20 protein-coding genes are annotated in these 18,871 nt (G+C 69.8%); 8 read left to right on the top strand and 12 right to left on the bottom strand.

Features of this window, described 5'->3' with window-relative positions:
* Positions 1-157: 157 nt before the first annotated feature.
* From VGW35_24245 to VGW35_24255, 3 genes are all read right to left on the bottom strand, one after another.
* Complete coding sequence (locus tag VGW35_24245; GenBank protein ID HEV8310782.1) at positions 158-1,366, bottom strand: acyl-CoA dehydrogenase family protein; 1,209 nt, start codon at positions 1,364-1,366, stop codon at positions 158-160.
* A gap of 148 nt (positions 1,367-1,514) precedes the next feature.
* The gene (locus VGW35_24250; protein ID HEV8310783.1) at positions 1,515-1,967 is read right to left on the bottom strand and encodes a Zn-ribbon domain-containing OB-fold protein; all 453 of its coding nucleotides are present in this window, start codon (positions 1,965-1,967) and stop codon (positions 1,515-1,517) included.
* A gap of 20 nt (positions 1,968-1,987) precedes the next feature.
* Positions 1,988-3,133: a thiolase domain-containing protein gene (locus VGW35_24255; protein ID HEV8310784.1), complete on the bottom strand. Its 1,146-nt coding sequence runs from the start codon at positions 3,131-3,133 to the stop codon at positions 1,988-1,990.
* A 136-nt stretch (positions 3,134-3,269) separates the two neighbouring features.
* On the opposite strand from VGW35_24255, the gene VGW35_24260 reads away from it, so the two are divergent.
* Complete coding sequence (locus VGW35_24260; GenBank protein HEV8310785.1) at positions 3,270-4,604, top strand: MFS transporter; 1,335 nt, start codon at positions 3,270-3,272, stop codon at positions 4,602-4,604.
* A gap of 96 nt (positions 4,605-4,700) precedes the next feature.
* Positions 4,701-5,444 carry a hypothetical protein gene (locus tag VGW35_24265; protein HEV8310786.1) on the top strand — a complete coding sequence of 248 codons (744 nt, stop codon included), beginning with the start codon at positions 4,701-4,703 and terminating at the stop codon, positions 5,442-5,444.
* A gap of 102 nt (positions 5,445-5,546) precedes the next feature.
* On the opposite strand, the gene VGW35_24270 is transcribed toward VGW35_24265, so the two are convergent.
* Genes VGW35_24270 through VGW35_24280 form a run of 3 tightly spaced genes read right to left on the bottom strand, consistent with a single transcriptional unit; the run spans position 5,547 to position 9,653 of the window.
* The gene (locus VGW35_24270) at positions 5,547-6,701 is read right to left on the bottom strand and encodes an aromatic ring-hydroxylating dioxygenase subunit alpha (protein ID HEV8310787.1); all 1,155 of its coding nucleotides are present in this window, start codon (positions 6,699-6,701) and stop codon (positions 5,547-5,549) included.
* A gap of 26 nt (positions 6,702-6,727) precedes the next feature.
* A complete protein-coding gene (locus tag VGW35_24275; GenBank protein ID HEV8310788.1) occupies positions 6,728-7,996 on the bottom strand; it encodes an FAD-dependent oxidoreductase in 1,269 nt (422 codons plus the stop codon).
* A gap of 22 nt (positions 7,997-8,018) precedes the next feature.
* On the bottom strand, positions 8,019-9,653 hold the full coding sequence (locus VGW35_24280; GenBank protein HEV8310789.1) for a putative 2-aminoethylphosphonate ABC transporter permease subunit: 1,635 nt from the start codon (positions 9,651-9,653) through the stop codon (positions 8,019-8,021).
* A 240-nt stretch (positions 9,654-9,893) separates the two neighbouring features.
* Here VGW35_24280 and VGW35_24285 point away from each other — a divergent pair, with 240 nt between their 5' ends.
* From VGW35_24285 to VGW35_24310, 6 genes are all read left to right on the top strand, one after another.
* Complete coding sequence (locus tag VGW35_24285; GenBank protein HEV8310790.1) at positions 9,894-10,016, top strand: hypothetical protein; 123 nt, start codon at positions 9,894-9,896, stop codon at positions 10,014-10,016.
* A gap of 70 nt (positions 10,017-10,086) precedes the next feature.
* Positions 10,087-10,494 (top strand): hypothetical protein, encoded by a 408-nt coding sequence (locus VGW35_24290; GenBank protein ID HEV8310791.1) that lies wholly within the window; start codon positions 10,087-10,089, stop codon positions 10,492-10,494.
* Between the two features lie 41 nt (positions 10,495-10,535).
* Positions 10,536-10,976 (top strand): universal stress protein, encoded by a 441-nt coding sequence (locus VGW35_24295; GenBank protein HEV8310792.1) that lies wholly within the window; start codon positions 10,536-10,538, stop codon positions 10,974-10,976.
* A complete protein-coding gene (locus VGW35_24300; GenBank protein ID HEV8310793.1) occupies positions 10,977-11,591 on the top strand; it encodes an HPF/RaiA family ribosome-associated protein in 615 nt (204 codons plus the stop codon).
* Between the two features lie 206 nt (positions 11,592-11,797).
* Positions 11,798-12,730: a DNA topoisomerase IB gene (locus VGW35_24305; GenBank protein ID HEV8310794.1), complete on the top strand. Its 933-nt coding sequence runs from the start codon at positions 11,798-11,800 to the stop codon at positions 12,728-12,730.
* Positions 12,731-12,799: 69 nt separating this feature from the next.
* Entirely contained in the window at positions 12,800-12,994 is a 195-nt protein-coding gene (locus VGW35_24310; protein HEV8310795.1) for a DUF6496 domain-containing protein, read from the top strand.
* 14 nt (positions 12,995-13,008) lie between these two features.
* Here VGW35_24310 and VGW35_24315 read toward each other — a convergent pair whose 3' ends face one another.
* The 6 genes from VGW35_24315 to VGW35_24340 all read right to left on the bottom strand — a co-directional run bounded on the left by VGW35_24315 (position 13,009) and on the right by VGW35_24340 (position 18,793).
* Entirely contained in the window at positions 13,009-14,019 is a 1,011-nt protein-coding gene (locus VGW35_24315) for a sugar phosphate nucleotidyltransferase (protein ID HEV8310796.1), read from the bottom strand.
* Between the two features lie 226 nt (positions 14,020-14,245).
* Positions 14,246-15,337, bottom strand: a complete 1,092-nt coding sequence (locus VGW35_24320) for a putative 2-aminoethylphosphonate ABC transporter ATP-binding protein (protein HEV8310797.1) — start codon at positions 15,335-15,337, stop codon at positions 14,246-14,248.
* Between the two features lie 62 nt (positions 15,338-15,399).
* Positions 15,400-16,449, bottom strand: a complete 1,050-nt coding sequence (locus VGW35_24325; protein HEV8310798.1) for a putative 2-aminoethylphosphonate ABC transporter substrate-binding protein — start codon at positions 16,447-16,449, stop codon at positions 15,400-15,402.
* Positions 16,450-16,583: 134 nt separating this feature from the next.
* The gene (locus VGW35_24330; protein ID HEV8310799.1) at positions 16,584-17,369 is read right to left on the bottom strand and encodes a glucose 1-dehydrogenase; all 786 of its coding nucleotides are present in this window, start codon (positions 17,367-17,369) and stop codon (positions 16,584-16,586) included.
* A gap of 354 nt (positions 17,370-17,723) precedes the next feature.
* Entirely contained in the window at positions 17,724-18,155 is a 432-nt protein-coding gene (locus VGW35_24335; protein ID HEV8310800.1) for a pyridoxamine 5'-phosphate oxidase family protein, read from the bottom strand.
* Positions 18,156-18,199: 44 nt separating this feature from the next.
* Positions 18,200-18,793, bottom strand: a complete 594-nt coding sequence (locus VGW35_24340) for a hypothetical protein (GenBank protein ID HEV8310801.1) — start codon at positions 18,791-18,793, stop codon at positions 18,200-18,202.
* Positions 18,794-18,871 lie beyond the last annotated feature (78 nt).

An 18,871-nucleotide genomic window follows, 5' to 3' on the forward strand; every position in this document is an offset into this window, starting at 1 on the left:
ATGCCCCCCCTAACGGCGCGCCGCAAGACGTCGCGGGGCTGGGGCCCCGCCGTCCGAGGCGCGCGAACCCAAAGTTGCGGCGGCATAGCCGCCGCTCGGAGCGCTGCTCGACGCATCGCGGTCTCGGGACGAGCTGTCGGGCTACTCTGACACACCCCTAGCCTTTCAGCCGATCGACGCGGGTCTCCTTCGGCAGACCCAGCACCCGCTCGCCGATCACGTTCTTCTGGATCTCCGACGAGCCGGCGTAGATCGTGCCGGCCCGCGACCACAGGAAGGCCTGGGCCCAGGTGCCGGCCTCGCCGGAGGAGGTGTCGACGTCCAGGAACTCGTAGGGCACGCCGGCCATGAGCTGCCCCCACGGGCCCAGGACCTCCAGCGCCAGCTCGAGGTACCGTTTCTCGAACTCGCTGTAGGAGAGCTGGGTGATCGAGGAGGCCGGGCCGGGCGACTCCCCCTTCTGGAGGGCGGACAGGACCCGGAGCGCCGCGTACCGCTGGACCTCGAGCTCGGCGTAGATCCGGCCGATCCGGGCCCGGACGCGGGGGTCGTCGAGCAGCGGCCGCCCGCCGCGGGTGAGCGTCCGGGCCGCTTGAACGAGCTGACCGAAGGCCGCCTTGTACCGGGTCACCCGGGCCAGGGAGTTCCCGCCGCGCTCGTACGACAGGGTCGTCTGCGCGATCTCCCAGCCCTGGCCCAGCCGGCCCACCAGATCCGCCGTCTCGGCGCGGGCATCGGTCATGAAGACCTCGGAGAAATGGGCGCTGCCGGTGATCTGCCGGAGGGGCCGCACCTCGACGCCGGGCTGGCGCATGCCGAGGAGGAAGCACGAGATGCCCTTGTGCTTGGGCACGGTCGAATCCGTACGGGCCAGCAGCAGGCCCCAGTCGGCGAGGACGCCGCCACTGGTCCAGATCTTCTGACCGTTCACCACGAAGTGGTCGTCCCGCGCCTCGGCCCGTGTCCGGAGGCTCGCCAGATCGGAGCCGGCGTTCGGCTCGGAGTAGAGCTGGCACCAGAGCTCCTCGGCGGTGAGGATCTTCTTGAGGTAGCGGTGCTTCTGGGCGTCGGTGCCGTGGACGATGATCGTCGGCCCCACGATCGCGATGCCGAGGCCGTTGATCGGCGGCGGGGCGTTGACGCGCGCCATCTCGGCGGCGGCGATCGCCTGCTGCATCGGCGTCGCGTCCTGGCCGCCGTAGAGGCGGGGCCACCCCATGCCGACCAGGCCGGCGTCGTAGAGCTTCTGGTGCCACGCCCGGCGCTCGGCGAGCGTCTTGAGCTCGCCCCGCGGCACGTTCGCCTCGAGCCAGCGCCGCGTCCGGTCCCGGAAGGCGAGGTCCTCGGGCGCGTAGGTCAGATCCATGGGGGCCTCCTCGCGCGGTGGCGGCCGCCCGGACAGGATAGCGCGTCCCGGATCGATCAACCAGGGGGGCACCGACGGCGAGCTTCGTGAGGCGGCTACCAGGTTGGATCTCCGGCTGGGGAGGCCATAGGACCTCGCGCTCCAAACGCTATCTTGGGAGGACCGCGTCTCCGCCACCTGCATCGCCCGGCCTCGCGGTAGGGCGGAATCGTGGAATGGACAGCTCGGGGGTGACGTCCTCGAAGGTCACCTCGACGGGCATGCCGATGGCGACGTGCCCCGGGTCGCACTCGACGAGATTCGTCAGGACCTGCAGGCCTTCCGCCAGCTCGACCCAGGCCAGCACGTATGGCAGCTCGTCCTTGAATCCCGCGGCCTGGCTCCGGTGGGTCACCGTGTAGGTGTACACGGTGCCCCGGCCGCGGCTCGGCTCCCAGGCGAGGTCCGCGCTCCAGCAATGCGCGCAGACGCCGCGCGGGTAGTACTGGGCCGCCCCGCATGCCCGGCATCGCTGGATCAGGAGCTCGTGGCGCCGGCAGGCTTCCCAGAAGGGTCGCGACTCCGGCGTGATCTCGGGCAGCGGCTTCGCGGAGGGGCTCATCGCCGGGGGTCGAGGCGCGACTAGGTCCGGGCGAGGACGAGGGTGGCCCCGGAGTGCCGGGTGCCGAGCGCCCCGCCGGTGCCGTGGACGACCGCGAGGCGCGCCTTCGGCACCTGGCGCTCGCCGCATTCGCCGCGGAGCTGGCGGACGGCCTCGATGACCAGGAAGATCCCGCGCATGCCCGGGTGATTCGACGAGAGGCCGCCGCCGTCGGTGTTGATCGGGAGCGCCCCGCCGGGCCCGAGCCGCCCGTCCTCGACGAAGCGGCCGCCCTCCCCCTTCGGGCAGAATCCCAGGTCCTCCAGCGTCACCAGCACCGTGATGGTGAAGGAGTCGTAGATCATGGCCAGGTCGACGTCGCCGTGCCGGACGCCGGCCTCCCCGAGGGCCCGGGGTCCGGTCTGGGCCGCCGCCGATACCAGGTAGTCGCGCTTCCCGGCCGCGGTGTGGGCGACGGCTTCGGTCGCGGCCAGCACGGCCACCGGGCGCTTGGCCAGGTCCCGGGCGAGGTCGGGATGCACCACCACCACGGCCCCGCCGCCGTCGGTGATGACGCAGCAGTCAAGGAGGTGGAGCGGCGAGGAGATCATGGGAGAGCGCAGGACGTCCTCGATCGTGATGGGGTCCCGATAGAATGCCACCGGATTCCGCCCGGCGTGCCGCCGGCAGGCCACGGCGACCGCCGCCAGCTGGGCGCCCGTCGTCCCGTACTCGTGGATGTGCCGCTGGGCCACCAGCGCGTAGAGGCCCACGGTCGACGTGCCGTAGATCGCCTCGAACTGATCGAGGTAGTCCCCGGCCGTCCGGCCGCGGGTCCCCACCGCGATCCCCTGGGAGCGCGGCGTCGAGCCGTAGGTCACGAGGGCGACGCGGCAGCGCCCCTGGGCGATCGCCGCCGCCGCATGGTGCACGTGAGCGACGAACGAGGCGCCGCCGATCGTGGTCCCGTCCACGTAGCGCGGGTGGAGGTTCAGATAGTCGAGCACCGGGAGCGGACCCAGCCCGCCCGAGCCGGCCGCCGTGAAGTAGCCGTCGACGTCCTTCAGGGCGAGGCCCGCGTCCTCGAGCGCCGCCCGGGCGGCCAGCGCCTGGATCTCGAGGGCGCTGCGGGCGGTCTTCCGCTCGGGAAACTCGTGGACCCCGGCGATCAGCGCGCCCGTCGGCATCGGGCTCTCAGGGGACCTGTCGGAGGGTGATCAAGGCGACGATGGGGTCCATTTTAGAGCCCCGCCCGGAGCACCGTCAAGCCGCGGACCGGCTCGGGATTGACTTTGCCGGCTTCGCTGGGCGAGAGTGGCCGCCATGGATCGCGCGGGAGCGCCGGCCAGTCGGCGCGAGCGGGTCGGCTGGTATTTCTACGATTGGGCCAATTCCGCGTTTGCCACGACCGTCGTCACGGTGTTCCTCGGCCCGTACCTCACGACGGTCACCCGCGCCGCCGCTGACGCGAGCGGGTTCGTCCATCCTCTCGGCATCCCCGTGTACGCCGGGTCGTTCTTCCCCTACGTCGTGTCGCTCTCGGTCCTGGGCCAGGTGATCTTTCTCCCCATCCTCGGCGCCATTGCCGACTACTCGCACCGCAAGAAGCAGATGCTGGCCCTGTTCGCGTACGTCGGCGCCCTCGCCACCATCGGGCTCTTCTTCCTGGAAGGGACCAACTATCTGTGGGGAGGCGTGCTCTTCCTGGTGGCCAACCTGAGCTTCGGCGCCTCGATCGTCATCTACAACGCGTTCCTCCCGGAGCTCGCCGGCCCGGACGAACGTGACGCCGTCTCGTCGATGGGGTGGGCGGTCGGCTATCTGGGCGGCGGCGTGCTGCTGGCCATGAACCTGGCCCTGTTCGCCTGGGCCGGCGACCTGGGCCTGGCGACCGGCACCGCCGTCCGCATCAGTCTGGCGTCCGCCGGCGTGTGGTGGGCCCTCTTCACGCTCATCCCGCTGGCCACGCTGCGGACGCGGCGACCGCTCAAGGGCGTGCCGCCCGGCCAGTCGTACCTGACCCTCGGCTTCCGGCAACTGCGGCACACCATCCGGACGGCCGGCGACTACCCCCAGACCCTCCTCTTCCTGATCGCCTATCTCTTCTACAACGACGGCGTCCAGACCGTCATCAACCTGTCGTCTCAGTTCGGACAAGAAGAGCTGGGCCTGCCGATCTCCACGCTCACCCAGGTCATCCTCATGGTGCAGTTTGTCGCGTTCTTCGGCGCCCTCGTGTTCAACTACGTCGCCCGAGTGGTCGGCACCAAGCAGGCGATCATGATCACGCTGGTGATCTGGACCGCCTGCCTGGTCTACGCCTTCGGCCTGCTACGCACGGCGCTCGGGTTCTTCGTCCTGGGCGCCGTGATCGCGGTGGTCCTGGGCGGCAGCCAGGCGCTGAGCCGGTCGGTGTACTCGCTGATGATCCCGCCGGGTCGCGAGGCGGAGTACTTCAGCCTTTACGAGGTGAGCGAGCGCGGCACCAGCTGGCTGGGTCCGCTCCTGTTCGGCCTGACCCTCCAGTTCACCGGCAGCTACCGCCTCGCCATTCTCTCCCTGGTGGTCTTCTTCATCGTGGGGCTGGTGCTGCTGGTGCGGGTCGACGTCCGCCGAGCCGCCCTCGAGGCCGGTAACGAAGCCCCTCGAGGCGTGTGAGGATGCCGGCTCCCGTCCCCTCGGCCGCGCGGCGCGCGTGCTAGAATCATGTCCCGTCCGGGCCGGCTTCTGCGGGAGAAGAGGGGGCACACCGACATGATCGTCGCGACCGAGCCGGAGCAGCTGCGCGACGTGCGCTACGGCACCCGCGGACGGATCGCCCTGATCGTCCCCTACGACAACGCGGTGATCGAGCCGGAGCTGGCGATGGCCCTGCCGGACGGCGTCACCGGGAACGTGCTGCGGATCATCAAGTGTCCGCCGGACGCGATGGTCACCACCGCGCTGACCCTGGCCGGCCAGGCCCCCTACCTGGGCGCGCGGGCCGTGCTCTACTGCTGCGTGGCCAGCGTGTGTCTTCAAGGCGTCACCGAGGACGAAGCGTTCTGCCGGGAGCTGTCCGCGAAAGCGCAGCTGCCCGCCCGGAGCGCTACCGCGTCCATGGTCGACGCGCTCCACGCGATCGGCGCGCGGCGCCCGGCCTTGCTCCTCCCCTACCCCGAGCCGAAGTGCCTGGCGGTGCGGCGGTACTTCGCGGCCCACGGGTTCGAAGTCGTGGGCGACCACCGGCTGGGTCTCGAGCCCGAGGCCATCAACGACCTGTCGCCGCGCGACGTGTTCGAGGCGGCCCGGCGGGTCCCCACGGCCGGCGCCGACAGCCTCCTGCTGGTCTCGACCAACCTGCCCACCCTCGAGGCGCTGCCGCACCTCCAGCGGCTCTCCCCGATCCCCGTGCTCAGCACCAACGCCGCGCTCGCCTGGAACGGCCTCCGGCTTCTCGGGCTGGTCCCGGCCCACATGCCGGAAGGCCGGGTCATGGATGCCATTGGCCAGGCCTGACAGCGTGACCGGCCGCCCGGTGAGGCCGCTCGCGACGTAGACGGCGTTCGCCATGGCGCAGAGCGACCGGGGCCAAAGGCCGGGACGTCGGTCGCCTCGGCCTCAGTCGCGGAGCTCGGCCTGGATGTAGCGGGTGAAGTGCTGCGGGCCGGATTCCTGCGCGACGTGGACCCCGTGCGGGTGGGCCCGCGAGCGGTTCCCCTGGTGGGCCAGCTCGCAGACCCGGAAATCTTGCCGGTTCACCAGGTCCCAGAACTCCACCGTGTCGCGAGGGTCGAAGTCGCCGGTGGCCATGGTCTCGGGCTCGAACAGCCACTCGCAGACGAGGCGGGTCCGTTCCGGCCCGGCCGGCCAGAGCGTGTGGGTCAGCACGTAGTCCGGGTGGAGGCTCAGAAAGAAGTTCGGGTAGAGGGTGTTGTAGTAGACGCGGCTCCGGTCCTCGGGGGAGATGCCGCTCAGGTTCGGCCGATGCTTTTCGCCCGTGACGGTGAGGGTGTGACAGCCCTCGGCGAGCTCCATCCAGTGGCCGCCGCGCCAGGCGCGCGCGCCTTCCCGCTCGGCAGCGCCGCCGGCCAGGTAGGGCGTGACCCGGTCGAGCTCGGGATGAATGTGAGGGCAGTGAAAGCACTCGGTGAAGTTCTCGATGAGGAGCTTCCAGTTGGCCGCGACGTCGTAGACGACACGGGTCGCGCGGCGGAGGGCCTGCAGCCGATACCGGGCGAAGTGGGTCCAGAGCCCCTCCATCTGCTCCTGGAGCGGGATGGGCTCGGCCGCCAGGCTCAGGAAGACGAAGCCTTCCCACACCGTCACCTGAATCGGATGGAGCGGGTAGTCGGGCTTGGCGAAGTCGGGCATCCGGACCATGTGGGGGGTCCCCTGGAGCCGGCCGTCGAGAGCGTAGGTCCAGCCGTGATACGGACAGGTGATGCCGTGACGCGGAAAGCACCCCTCGGCCTCGGTGGCGAGCCGCGCCCCCCGGTGCCGGCAGACGTTGTAGAAGCCCCGGATCGCCCCTTCGTTGTCGCGCACCAGCAAGACGCTCTCATCGGCGACCTGTCGGAGCACGAACTCCCCGGGCCGGGCGAGCTCTTCCTCGCGCCCGGCGCAGAGCCACTTCCGATAGAACAGGCGCTCCTTCTCCTGCTCGTAGACCGCCGGCGCCCAGTAGTAGTGGCTCGGTAAGCTCCGCTCCAGCCGGTTCAGGAGCCGGATGGCCGTCGCCTGCCCGGCTGGGCCGCCGGCCTGGGGTCCGTCCATGCGCTGTTCCTCCCTCGGTGATTCGTTCACGTCTCGCGCTCGGAGGCGGGCACTCGCGCGAAGTCCGGGTGGAGCGCGTAGTAGTCACCGTACACCTGCTCGGCCGCGCGGCGGGCCGCCGCCCACGCCACCGGCGCCGCGCGGAAGCGGGCCGCCCGGACCGGGCCGAGGTCCACCAGGGGCTCCTGGCCCAGGATCGTGGCCGCCACTGTCGCGCCGAGGCCGGCCGACCCGGACACCCCGTGGGCACAGCAGCCGGCCGCCATGATGAGACCGCGGACCCCCGGCACCTCGCCCAGGCAGAACTGGCCGTCGGGCGTGAACGTCGGGAGCCCCTGGAACGTGCTGTTGATCGGCGTATCGTCGAGCGCCGGGAGTACCTCGAGGGCGTCCTGCCCGAAGCCGGCCAACCGCTCCCACTCGGGCTCGACGCGGAGATCCCGGTAGTCGCGGGGCAGCGTGCGCGGATCCACGCTGGTCGGATTCGCCTCGAATCCGCCCACCAGGAGGCTGCGAATCTCCGCGCGAACGTAGAGCCGCAGATCCGGGATCCGGAGCACCGGGAGCTCCGGCGAGGCGCCCGCGATCGGCTCGGTGACGAAGTACTGGTGCCTGACCGGGACGATCGGCAGCTCGACGCCGGCCGTCGCCGCCAGCATGCCCGCCCACGGGCCGGCGGCCACCACGATCGTCTCGGTGCGGATCGCTCCGCGATCGGTCAGGACGCCGGTGACGGCGCCGGGCCGACTCGACAGGGCCAGGGCCCGGGTCCCGGTATGGATCCGGACCCCGAGGGCGCGGGCGCCCTGGGCGTACGCCATGGTGAGCCCGTAGGGCTGGATGTAGCCATCGGTCGGGCACCACAGGGCCGCCCGCACACGCGCGAGGTCGAGCAGGGGAAACCGCGCCGCGACCTCCCGCAGCGGGACGAAGTCGACGTCGAGCCCCTCCTGCCGGCCGACGGCCACCAGGTGCCGGAACTCCGCCTCCCGCTCGGGCGTCAGGGCGAGGCGCAGGCTGCCGACCGCGCGGTAGTCGGGGTCGTAGCCGGTCTCGCGCTGAAGGGCCTGGAAGGTGCGCACCGAGAAACTGGCGATGCGGACCCGGGCGGCGGAGCTCCGCACCTGACCCACGAGGCCGGCCGCCTGGCTGGTGGTGCCGGAGGCGAGCTCGTCCTTTTCCAGGAGCGCGACGTCGCGCTTTCCGGCCCTGGCCAGGAAGTAGGCCACCGCGCAGCCGAAGGCGCCGCCGCCGATGATGGTGATCTCGGCGTCGCGAAGCGGGGTCGAGCTCATGGCCGCCGCGGGACCAGGACGGCTAGCGCCGCCGCCAGGCCTGCGTGCGCCGCTCGAGGCCGCGCACCAGCAACAGGTGGAGCCCGCGCATCGCCACGTTCGTGTAGAAGATCATCATGGCCATGGCGGCGGCCGCCGCCGTCTGGCCCGCGTCATCCATGTCGAGCACGGCCACCGAGGCCAGCTCCGTGTCGGGGCCCCACAGGAACACCACCCCCGAGACCGTGGTCATGGCGTTGACGAAGAGGTAGATTCCGACGTCCAGGATGGCCGGGAGGCAGACCGGCACCGTCACCCGCCAGAAGGTCTTGTAGAAGGGCTGCTTGAGTGACGCCGAGACGGTCTCGAACTCGGGGTCCATCTGCTTGAGGGCGGTGACCGCAGTGAGGTGGGCCACCGTGTAGAAGTGGACGATCGTGTTGATGACCAGGATCCCCATGGTGCGGTACAGGAAGCCGAGCGGGTTGGCAGGATCGTTGAAGAAGAAGATGTAGGCGAGGCCGAGCACGAGGCCGGGGATGGCCATCGGCATCATGGCGAGGAACTGGAAGACCGCCCGGCCCGCCAGGAAGCCACGGCCCTTCTCGACCAGGTAGGCACCGACGAAGACGACGATGGTGCCCACCAGGGCCGTGGAGAGCGCGAACCGGATGGAGTTCCCGTACGGCGCCCAACCCGCGGTGCCCCGCCGGTCGAAGTCGTAATGGAAGAGGCTGAGGCTCAGATTGTAAGGGTAGAACCGAACCAGCGAGGCGTACTGCGAGACGCCGATGATCCCGACCAGCAAGACGGAGATCAGGCCACAGAAGCCGAGCATGGCGAGGTCGAAGACACGACTCGGCTTGGGCTGGTAGGGCACCGCCCGGGCCGACAGGAGGGCGACCTGCCGCCGCCGGGCGACGCGGTCGACGAGGAAGGCGAAGGCGGCCGGGACGAGCAGGACCACGCTGACGACCGCGCCCATCTCGAAGTTCTGCTGCCCGATCACCTGCCGGTAGACGTCGGTGGCCAGCACGTTGTACTGCCCGCCGATCACCTTGGGCGCGCCGAAGTCGGTGATCACCATCGTGAACACGACGAAGGTCGCGCTGATGAGCCCGTAGCGCCCTCCGGGCAGGGTCACCGTGTAGAAGATGCGGGGGCGGCTGGCCCGGAGCGCGATGGCCGCCTCGTACAAGCGCGCGTCGGCGAGCGAGAGTGCCGTCAGGATGATCAGCAGCGCGTGGGGAAAGGTGAAGAAGACCTCGGCCAACACGATGCCGATCGGACCGTAGATCGGCCGGCCGAACAGGAGCCACTTGATCATCCCCTGGTTCCCGAAGAGGTAGATCAAGGCGATACCGGGCAGCATCGACGGCACCAGGATCGGGATGAGGGCGATCGTCTTGAACAAGCCCTTGAACGGCAGGCAGCTCCGCGTCAGGGCATACGCGTAGACGAACGCCAGCGGGACCGTGATGACGGTGCTGAGGAACGCCACGGAGAAGCTGTTGTGGATCGAATACGACAGCGCCGGCGTCTTGAAGTACTGCAGGTAGTTGGCGAGCCCGACGAAGCGGCCCTGGTGGTCCTGCAGGCTCTTCGCCAGCATGACGGCGAGCGGCAGGGCCAGCGTGACCACCAGATAGAGCCCGATGAGCCCCATGAGCGCGCGCATGATCCAGTCATCGCGGCTGACCTTGGGCTTGACGGCCGGCAGGGCCAGCTCGGCGGGGCGCGCGGCGAGGACGTCGATGCCGCCCTCAGCCACGGACCGCGGGCTCGACATCAGGGCGGACGGACTTGCGAGACCGCATCGCGCGTTCACGATACGCCAGGGCTGCTCTCGCTCGCAACCTCCCTCCGGTACCGCCTTTGCACGCAAGAGGGTGGCCCGGCTTGGGCCGAGAGGGAACCTATGGCCCTGCGTACGATTCTCGTGCTCGTCGCGGCTCTGACGGCCCTCCCCCTGTTGCTGTTCCGCCGATGGGACTGGCGCAGCCGGCACCGGCAGCCCCCGGAGGGCTGGATCCCGCCCTGAAGGCCGGCCGGGCCCGTCAGCGGCGGGCCGCCGCCGGCGGCCGGCACTCGATGCCAAGGAGGACATGACGATGACTCAGCGATCCGACGGTCCGCGGCTCGGCAGTGAGACCCTGGCCAGGATCCAGGAAGGGATGACGGTTTACGATCGCGACAATGTCCGGATCGGGACCGTGCGACGGGTGTACTTGGGGGCCTCGAGCGAAGCGGAGATCGGCCGAGGCGTGGGGGCGGTCAGCCCTCCCGATCCGGACCGCTTCGATCGGACATTCCTCGACGACCTGGCCGGCGGCCTCTTCGCCTCCGACTCCATGCCCGAAGAGCTCCGCGAGCGCCTGGCCCAGCACGGGTTCATGCAGATCGACAGCGCCGGCCTGTTCGCCGCCGACCGCTACGTGCTTCCGGAGCAGATCGCGAGCGTCTCCGGCGACGAGGTCCGGCTGAGCGTCCGCCGCAACGGTCTGATGAAGGCCGCCTGAGAGCGGTCTGGCGTCAGCGACCCTGCAGCCGGGGACTCACCGTGTTCAAGCGAATCCTGGTCGCGACGGACTTCTCCGAATTCGCCGAAGCGGCCTTGGGCGTGGGAAGCCAGCTCGCCCGGCGGCTCGGCGCCGAGCTCGTGCTCTTGCACGCCTTCGTGGAGATGAGGCCCTACAGCACCGCGGAGACAGCCTCGGTCCAGCGCGTCTACGAGGAGCAACGCCTGTGGGTCCAGAAGGCGCTCGATCAGCGCGTCGCTGATGCGTCCGCCACCGGGCTGGCCGTGCGGCCGCTTCTCCGGACGGGCCCGGCGGCCGACGTGATCGCCGACACCGCCCGCGCCGAGCAGGCCGATCTGATCGTCGTCGGGACCCATGGACTCACCGGGCTGAACCGCCTGCTCCTCGGCAGCGTCGCGGAGCGAGTGGCGCGCCTGGCTCCCTGCTCGGTCCTGACCGTGAAGGCACCGGAGGCCGCGTAAATGCAGGTCCCACTCGAGATCACGTTCCGGGACGTGCCGCGAACGGATGACATCGAAGCGCTCGTCCGCGAGAAGGCCGACAAGCTCGAGACCTTCTGCGATCACATCACGAGCTGCCGCGTCGCCATCGAGCGCCCTCAGCGCCACCAGCGAGCCGGAAACCCCTACCGGGTGCGCATCGACATCACGGTGCCGCCCGGCCACGAGATCGTGGTGTCGCGGGATCCGCTGGACAGCGACATGCACGACGACCTCCGCACCGTCGTGAACCGGGCCTTCAAGGCCGCCGGGCGGCAGCTGAAGGAGCTCGTCGAGAAGCAGCGCGGCGAGGTCAAGACGCCGCAGGAGCCGCGGGCGCTGGTGGTCCGGCTGTTCCGCGACGAGGACTACGGCTTCTTGAAGACACCGGAGGGTCGCGAGATCTACATGCATCGGCACAGCGTGCTCGGGGACGATTGGGAGCGGCTGGCGATCGGGACCGAGGTGCGCTTCGCCGAGTCCCAGGGCGCGATGGGCCCGCAGACGAGCAGCGTGCAGATCGTGAACAAGCCCGGGGCGCTGCTCTCCTCGGCCGAAGAGTCCCTGCCCCGCCCGCCCCGCGGCTGGGAGGCCTGAACCATCAAGGATCTCCACGAGGAAGACGACTGACGAGAGGACAGAGCCCCCCCGGCCGGCGGGACGCCCTCGACCCCGTCGAGGCCGCCCGCGCCGCCAGCCTCCGCTACGCGAGCGACCGGGTTCCCGGCATCCGGCGCCGGCGTACAGGCTCGGGCTTTGTCTACCTCGATCCCGCGGGACGGCCCGTCCGCGACCGGCGTGAGCTGGCGCGACTCCGGGGGCTGGCGATCCCCCCGGCCTGGCGGGACGTCTGGATCTGCCCGGGTCTGCGGGGTCACATCCAGGCGACGGGGCGTGATGCCCGCGGGCGCAAGCAGTACCGCTACCACGCGCGCTGGCGGGCCATCCGCGACGCGACCAAGTTCGATCGGCTGGTTGCGTTCGCCACGGCCCTGCCTCGGATCCGGGCGGTGACGGACCGTCACCTCGCCCGCCGGGGTCTTCCCCGCGAAAAGGTGCTGGCGACCGTCGTTCGGCTCCTCGAGAGCACGCTGATCCGGGTGGGCAACCCGGAGTACGCGCGCCACAACAAGTCGTTCGGCCTGACCACGCTGCACAACCGGCACGTCGATGTCCTGGGTTCTACCGTGCGCTTCCAGTTCCGGGGCAAGGGTGGCCGGTCCCACGAGGTCGACGTCAGCGACCGCCGCCTGGCCGGGGTAGTGGCGCGCTGTCAGGAGCTTCCCGGCCAGGAACTGTTCCAGTACCTCGACGCGCAGGGCCGGCCGGTGTCGATCGATTCGAGCGACGTCAACGGGTACCTCCGCCGGATCACCGGGCAGGAGATCACCGCCAAGGATTTCCGCACGTGGACCGCCACGGTGCTGGCCGCCATGGCGCTCGCGGACCTGGCGAGGTTCGAGTCCACGGTTCAGGCCCGGCGCAACGTCCTGCGCGCCGTGGCCACGGTGGCCGCACGGCTCGGGAATACGGCGGCCATTTGCCGGAAGAGCTACGTGCACCCGGTCGTGATCGACGCCTACCTGCAGGGCTCCCTGCTCGACCAGCTCGCCGTCCGGACCGAGAAGGCGTCCGCGACGACACTGCGCCGGCTTCGGCCTGAAGAGGCCGCGGTGCTCGCGCTCCTCCAGCAGCGTACGCTCCGGCAACCGGCCGAGCTGGCCAAGGCCGCCTGAGCGTCGAGGACCGCCCTTCGCGCCGGCATCCTGATTGCTCGGACGGCGACCCGGAAGGGAGATTCGCACATGGCGAGATATGGCAAGGGTTCCCAGAAGGCCGTCAAGTCGGCCATGCGCAGGCGGAAGCGGGGCACCCTCCGCAGCGGCCGCAGCGGGAAGAAGGTGACCAGCCGCAAGCAAGCGATCGCCATCGGGCTGTCCGAGGCGCGCCGGAAAGGGGCGAAGGTTCCCCCCCCGAGGAAGAGCCGAAAGAAGAAGTAGGGGCGGCGTGGAGCCTAGGCCCCGAGGCGTCCACGCCACAGGGCGGCTTCGTGCCCGTCGTAGGCGGGCTCGGGGACGGCCAACTCCTTGCGCAGCCCTTCGGTCATCCAGGCCGGCTGCCGGCCGAGGCGATGAAGCGTCGAGACGACGCGGCGGGGGGTGCCCCAATCGCTCCAGGTGACGCCCTGGACCTCCAGGACGCTGAGGGACTCGCCCGCCCGCTCGAGCAGGTCGCGGGAGAAGTTCGCCGGCACGGCGGCCGCGTAGGCGCGCGCGACCGCGGCGTCGTGATCCGGCGTGTCGAGCACGTCGCGCATCAGGACGAGTGGACGCACCGTATCCGGGATATAGGCCACCGCGAGGCGGAAGAGGTGGATCACCTTCGCCACGACCACCAGCGTGTTCCAGAGCCATCCGGCCCGCAGCATCTCCTGCGCGAGCGGCAAGGACGGCTTCTCCACGAATCGGACGGCGTGCCGGACTGCCCGGCCCGGTGCCAGCGCTTCACCCGGCTCGATCCACCCGTACTCGGTCTCGGCGCTGGACGGCAGAACGCCGAGGAGGACCGCGGTGTGGGGGTGCCGCTCGACCGTCGCCGCCGCCTCGGCGACCGCATCCATGAACCGGTCGGTCGGCATGACGAAGTGGTCGGAGGGAAACACGGCGACGGTCACCCCCGGATCGATCGCGGCGAGGTGCAGCATCGGGTAGAGGACGCCCAGGGCCGTGCCCCGATTCACGGGCTGGATGACGGGCCGCGCCTCCGGGAAGCGCCCGAGCAGGGGCTCGTAAAAGCGCGCGTGCGCCCGGGTGAGACTGAGGAGCTGGCGGTCGAGCGGGATGAGCCGGGCGACCCGCCGGACTGTCTCCTGGAGGAGCGAGCCATTCCCGCTGAGATCGCAAAATTGCTTCGGCCGGGCGTCCCCCGTGACCCACCGCGTCAAAGGCTGGAGCCGGATCCCGTCACCGCCGGCCAGGATGATCCCCCACAGCCCCGGGTGTCCCGTGTCGTCGATCGGCCGCATCGCTGACCTCCCTCACCTTGTCGGACGCCGAACGCCCTGTTGCCTCCCGAACGTCCGGCCGTGGCGGTGGCGCCTCTGGCCCTGGTCCGACCACCCGGGTTAGCACCGGAAAAAGGGCCAGAAACCGCCACCGGGCGAATCCGGTGTGGGCGGGATGATGCATGGATCATACCGGGCGGGGTCCTAGGGGAAAGCCCCTATGGGGAAGCAGGGGCCCACGGGATGGTCAGCTGCGGATGGCGCTCATGGGGTAGAGGCGCAAGCACTCCTTCGGCAGCATGACCAGGAGAGGATGGCCCTCGGCAAGGCCCCGCCGGCGCACCAGGTCGATCGACAGCTCGGCGCGCAGGCGGGCGTTCCCGATCGCATCGCCGACGAGGTCGGCTCGAAAGAGCGAGCCCAGGAACGACATGGCGTCGATGCGGGTCTCGACGGCGTTCGGCTCGCTCCCTTCGATCCCCTGGACCACGATGTCCTCCGGTCGGATGGCGATGGTGACCGCGGTCCCGGCCGCCAGCCCGTCCGCCTCGCAGGCGAGCTCGAGCTGGCCGCACCGGACGGTCCCGGGTCCCACGATGGTCCCCGAGACGAAGTTCATGAGCCCGATGAAATCGGCGACGAAGGCCGAGGCGGGCTCGCGGTAGACCTCGACCGGCGTGCCGATCTGCTCGATGACGCCCCGGTTCATCACCACGATCCGGTCGGCCATGGTCAGCGCTTCTTCCTGGTCGTGAGTGACCATGATCGTGGTGACGCCCAGCCGGCGCTGGAGCTGCTTGATCTCGTGGCGCAAGTACACCCGCACCTTGGCGTCGAGCGCCGACAGCGGCTCGTCGAGCAAGAGGAGTCCGGGCCGGGTGGCGAGGGCGCGCACCAGCGCCACCCGCTGTTGCTGGCCGCCCGACAGCTGGGCGGGGTACTTGTCCCCCTGATCGGGCAGGCCGACGAGGTCGAGGAGCTCCCGCACCCGGTTGGCCACCTCGGATTTCTTGGCCCGCGCGTTCTCCAGTCCGTAGGCGACGTTCTTCCACACGGTGAGATTAGGGAACAGGGCGTAGGACTGGAACACGATGCCGAAGTCGCGCTCGGTCGGCGGCAAGGCCGAGATGTCGCGGCCGGCCTGCTCGACCCGGCCGCTCGTCTGGATGTCAAGGCCGGCGATCGCCCGCAGGAGCGTCGTCTTGCCGCACCCCGAGGGACCCAGGAAGCAGACGAATTCGCCCTGGTAGATCTCCAGTGCGATGCGGTCGAGAGCCGTGAAGGGGCCGAACTTCTTGGTGAGGTTTTCGATGCGGAGGTACGGCGGGCGGTCGGCCATCGTCCCCTCACCCGGCCCTCTCCCCCGCTCGGCGGAGGAGAGGGCCGCTGGAGGACAGAATCCTACTTCTTCGGCTCGCTCTTGGACTCGTACCGCTTCGACCACTCGGCCAGGATGCGCGCGCGGTTGGTCGCCGCCCACTGGAAATCGTTCTTCGCCATGTGCTCGAGCATGTTCGCCGGCAAGAACTCGATCGGCTGCGACATCTTCGAAATGGCGACGATGGCGTAACCCTCGTTGTAGAGCCGCATCGCCTTGTCGGTGATCGTCCAGTCGACGAACCGCTTCGCGGCCTCGAGGTTCTTGGTCCCCTTGACGATGGCGGTCGCCTCCATGTCCCACCCCGAGCCCTCCGAGGGGAAGATGATGTCGAGGGGCGCCCCCTGCTTCTTCATCCGGGCCGCCCGAAACTCGAAGGAGATGCCGATGGGATACTCGCCGGCGCCGGCCATCGTGCAGGGCTTGGAGCCGGAGTGGGTGTAGACGGCGATGTTCTCGTGGAGGGCGTCCATGAACTTCCAGCCCTCGGGCTCGCCGAAGATCTGGAGCCAGCTCGACACGTCGAGGAAGCCCGTCCCGGACGAGGCCGGGTTCGGCATCACGATCTGTCCCTTGTAGACCGGCTTGGTCAAGTCCTTCCAGGAGGCCGGCTTGGGGAGGTTCTTCTTCGGAGCCTCCACCGTGTTGAAGCAGATCGCCGCCACCCAGGCGTCCATGCCCACCCAGGCCGGCGGATTGTCCCGGTCGCGGAACTGGGCATCCAGCCGCTCCAGACCCTTTGGCGCGTAGGGCAGCAGCATCCCTTCGGGCTTCAGCACGAGCAGGCTCGTGGCGGCCAGGCCCCAGATGACGTCGGCCTGAGGATTGGCCTTCTCGGCCAGGAGCTTGGCGGTGACGATGCCGGTCGAGTCGCGGACCCACTTGATCTCGATGTCGGGATTGTCCTCGCCGAAGCGGCTCGCGTACTTCTTGAGGTCGTCCGCCTCGATCGCCGTGTAAACCGTGAGCGTCGTCTTGGCGACCGCCCCGCCGGCGAGGAGCGCGACGGTGAGCAGGGCAGCCAGGGCGCCCAGGACTGCGGAGCGCGGGCTGACGGGCCGTCGATGAGCCATAGAGTCCTCCCTATGCGGGTTCCGGAAGCCGAGGGGCCCGAGAGGTGCCGACACGGCGGAAGCATAGAGCCGGTCGCGCGCCGGCGCAAGCGGGAAAAAGGCCGTAACGGCGGCGTAATGCCGGCGTAATCCCGCTACTGCGCGGTGAAGCCGCCGTCGATGACCAGCTCGGCGCCGGTCATGAAGGTGGACTCGTCGGAGGCCAGGAAGAGCGCCGCGAAGGCGATCTCCCGGGGATGCGCGATCCGTCCGAGCGGGATGCCGGTCTCGAACTCCTTCCGCAGCGCGTCGGTCAGGTAGGGGGCCTGGAGCGGGGTGTCGACGATCCCGGGGTGGATGACGTTGCACCGGATCCGATCCTTGCCGAACTGGATGGCCAGTGATTTGGTGAGCGAGATGAGGGCGCCCTTGGCCGCGGTGTAGGCGTCCTGGGCCCGCGTGAAACCGACCAGCGCCGAGACCGAGCCGATGTTGATGATCGACCCTCCGCCGGACGCCCGGAGGTGCGGGATGCCGTACTTCGTCACCCAGAAGACCGACTTGAGGTTGATGGCCATGACCCGCTCCCACGAGGCATCCTCGGTCTCGAGGACGGAGCGATCGCTGTGCTTCCAGAGAACGCCGGCGTTGTTGTAGAGGATGTCGAGGGCGCCGAACCGCCGGACCGTCTCGGCCACCATCCGCTCCACGTCGGCCTCGAGGGCCACGTCGCCGACGACCGCCAGGGCCTCGCCGCCCGCCTGCTCCACGAGCGCCACCGTCTCCTCGGCCGCCGCCTTGTTGATGTCGGCGACGCCGATCCGGGCGCCGTGCCGCGCGAACAGGACGGCGGCCTCGCGGCCCATGCCCATTCCCGCGCCGGTGATGAACGCCACCTTGCCAGCGAGCCGCGGACCCAGCCCTGCCTCGTCTCTTGCCATCCCTCGCCTCCTATGTCTCGAGAGCGGCGCCGGGCCGAGAACCGAGCAGCCCTAGGTCATTTCGGGGGGGTCTCGGAAGACCCCCCCGATGCCCTCCCGTCGTGGCGGTGGCGAAGCCGCCGCGGCCAAATAGTCGGCTTCCAGCCGGCTACCCTTGGCGCGGATCAGGCGCGAAGCGGGACCGATGGCCCGGCCTCAGGCCGAACCAAGCGATGCGCGCGCCCCGGCCCACATCTCCAAGCAGCTGCATCGAACCGCCACGGGGTGCGAGGCTGGAGGAGCTCGAGCAGGAGCCCTAAGCGCTACTCGAGTCGCTCAAGCTGAGCAGGGCCGCGCTTGCTTGAGGTCAGTTCCCTACCCCTGGCGGAAGTCCCACGTGATGCTGCGCTCGGGTCGGAATCGCACGTAGACGCGCTTACCCCACCCAATGAGCTTCTTGGCGTAGTCGGTCGCCGCCTCGACGCTGCCCACATATCGCGCGAAGAGCTTCCCGATCCCGGTCGCGTCGTTCTCCGGTCCTTCGACCGTCGCCTTTCCCCAGTAGTGCACCCCGATGTACGGCCACTGGGTCGAATCGATCAGCAGCGAACAGCGGGGGTTCGCCCTCAGGTTTTTGACCAGGGCGGAGTCCTCGAACGTGTTCAGCACGAATACCCCGTCTCGCGCCTCGAACCAGATGGGCGAGATGCGGATCTCGCCCTTCGCCGAAGTCGTGGCGATCTTCGCCACGAGCGACTGACGCAGCAGCTGAGCCAGGTCACCTTCGCTCAGGCGCGGCACTTGCATGACGGCACCCTCCGTCGACCTCCCGCCTTCGTCGGCCGGTCGGGCTAAGGGTGGGAATGCGGCACGGGATGCGGGGCCTCCTCGGCCAGCGAATGCTCGTAGCCGTCGCACCTGACGGTCGGATTGGTGGGACTGAAGAGTCCCGAGGGATTCTCTTTCCAGAGCCACACGTGCAGGTCGTAGTGGTGCAGGTTCCTCGGTATTAGCGGCTCGTGCCCCTCCATGGGCCCGTCGAATGGCTGCCCGAACAGCGTCGGCCGCTCCTTGATACCGGTGGCGAGCGGGACGAACCATTCGGCGGCGACGAGGCGGAGCTTCCCGTGATCTGGCTCATAGACGAGGATCGACGGGCGCATCGGGTCCGGCGTCGGCGTGATGAGCTGCGGATTGAGTAAGTGGACGCCCATGCCGCCGGTCGGATAGGCCAGGCGGCCGGCGCCGCCCGGCTTGGGGTAGTGGACGCAGCCGATGGTCGAGAAGTACCCGTCGCGGACGGCGACGTAGGGATCCCGATACTTGTCGAGTGCGGTCCGCACCCGCTCCAGCTCCGGTGGCAGCACCGGAGCCTCGGCACCGGCCAGCACGGGCAATAACAGGAGGGACATCGCCACGGCGAGCAGGCTCGAGGATGACCTCATGCTTGACCTCCAGTGTCGCACGGAAAGTGCCGCTCGAACGCGGCGAGCGCAGGGTCCTGGCGACCGAACCCCGCCCCG

It is taken from the genome of Candidatus Methylomirabilota bacterium, assembly GCA_036005065.1.
Taxonomy (GTDB): Bacteria; Methylomirabilota; Methylomirabilia; order Rokubacteriales; family DASRDR01; genus DASYQW01.

Excerpts from the sequence above, each read along its gene's own strand:
- VGW35_24255 (HEV8310784.1), bottom strand. The coding sequence starts at position 3,133 with ATGCCGACGGGCGCGCTGATCGCCGGGGTCCACGAGTTTCCCGAGCGG.
- VGW35_24335 (HEV8310800.1), bottom strand. The coding sequence starts at position 18,155 with ATGCAAGTGCCGCGCCTGAGCGAAGGTGACCTGGCTCAGCTGCTGCGT.
- VGW35_24310 (HEV8310795.1), top strand. The coding sequence starts at position 12,800 with ATGGCGAGATATGGCAAGGGTTCCCAGAAGGCCGTCAAGTCGGCCATG.
- VGW35_24300 (HEV8310793.1), top strand. The coding sequence starts at position 10,977 with ATGCAGGTCCCACTCGAGATCACGTTCCGGGACGTGCCGCGAACGGAT.
- VGW35_24260 (HEV8310785.1), top strand. The coding sequence starts at position 3,270 with ATGGATCGCGCGGGAGCGCCGGCCAGTCGGCGCGAGCGGGTCGGCTGG.
- VGW35_24285 (HEV8310790.1), top strand. The coding sequence starts at position 9,894 with ATGGCCCTGCGTACGATTCTCGTGCTCGTCGCGGCTCTGACGGCCCTC.
- VGW35_24340 (HEV8310801.1), bottom strand. The coding sequence starts at position 18,793 with ATGAGGTCATCCTCGAGCCTGCTCGCCGTGGCGATGTCCCTCCTGTTA.
- VGW35_24280 (HEV8310789.1), bottom strand. The coding sequence starts at position 9,653 with ATGCGCGCGCTCATGGGGCTCATCGGGCTCTATCTGGTGGTCACGCTG.
- VGW35_24315 (HEV8310796.1), bottom strand. The coding sequence starts at position 14,019 with ATGCGGCCGATCGACGACACGGGACACCCGGGGCTGTGGGGGATCATC.
- VGW35_24270 (HEV8310787.1), bottom strand. The coding sequence starts at position 6,701 with ATGGACGGACCCCAGGCCGGCGGCCCAGCCGGGCAGGCGACGGCCATC.
- VGW35_24245 (HEV8310782.1), bottom strand. The coding sequence starts at position 1,366 with ATGGATCTGACCTACGCGCCCGAGGACCTCGCCTTCCGGGACCGGACG.
- VGW35_24320 (HEV8310797.1), bottom strand. The coding sequence starts at position 15,337 with ATGGCCGACCGCCCGCCGTACCTCCGCATCGAAAACCTCACCAAGAAG.
- VGW35_24250 (HEV8310783.1), bottom strand. The coding sequence starts at position 1,967 with ATGAGCCCCTCCGCGAAGCCGCTGCCCGAGATCACGCCGGAGTCGCGA.
- VGW35_24290 (HEV8310791.1), top strand. The coding sequence starts at position 10,087 with ATGACTCAGCGATCCGACGGTCCGCGGCTCGGCAGTGAGACCCTGGCC.
- VGW35_24330 (HEV8310799.1), bottom strand. The coding sequence starts at position 17,369 with ATGGCAAGAGACGAGGCAGGGCTGGGTCCGCGGCTCGCTGGCAAGGTG.
- VGW35_24265 (HEV8310786.1), top strand. The coding sequence starts at position 4,701 with ATGATCGTCGCGACCGAGCCGGAGCAGCTGCGCGACGTGCGCTACGGC.
- VGW35_24275 (HEV8310788.1), bottom strand. The coding sequence starts at position 7,996 with ATGAGCTCGACCCCGCTTCGCGACGCCGAGATCACCATCATCGGCGGC.
- VGW35_24325 (HEV8310798.1), bottom strand. The coding sequence starts at position 16,449 with ATGGCTCATCGACGGCCCGTCAGCCCGCGCTCCGCAGTCCTGGGCGCC.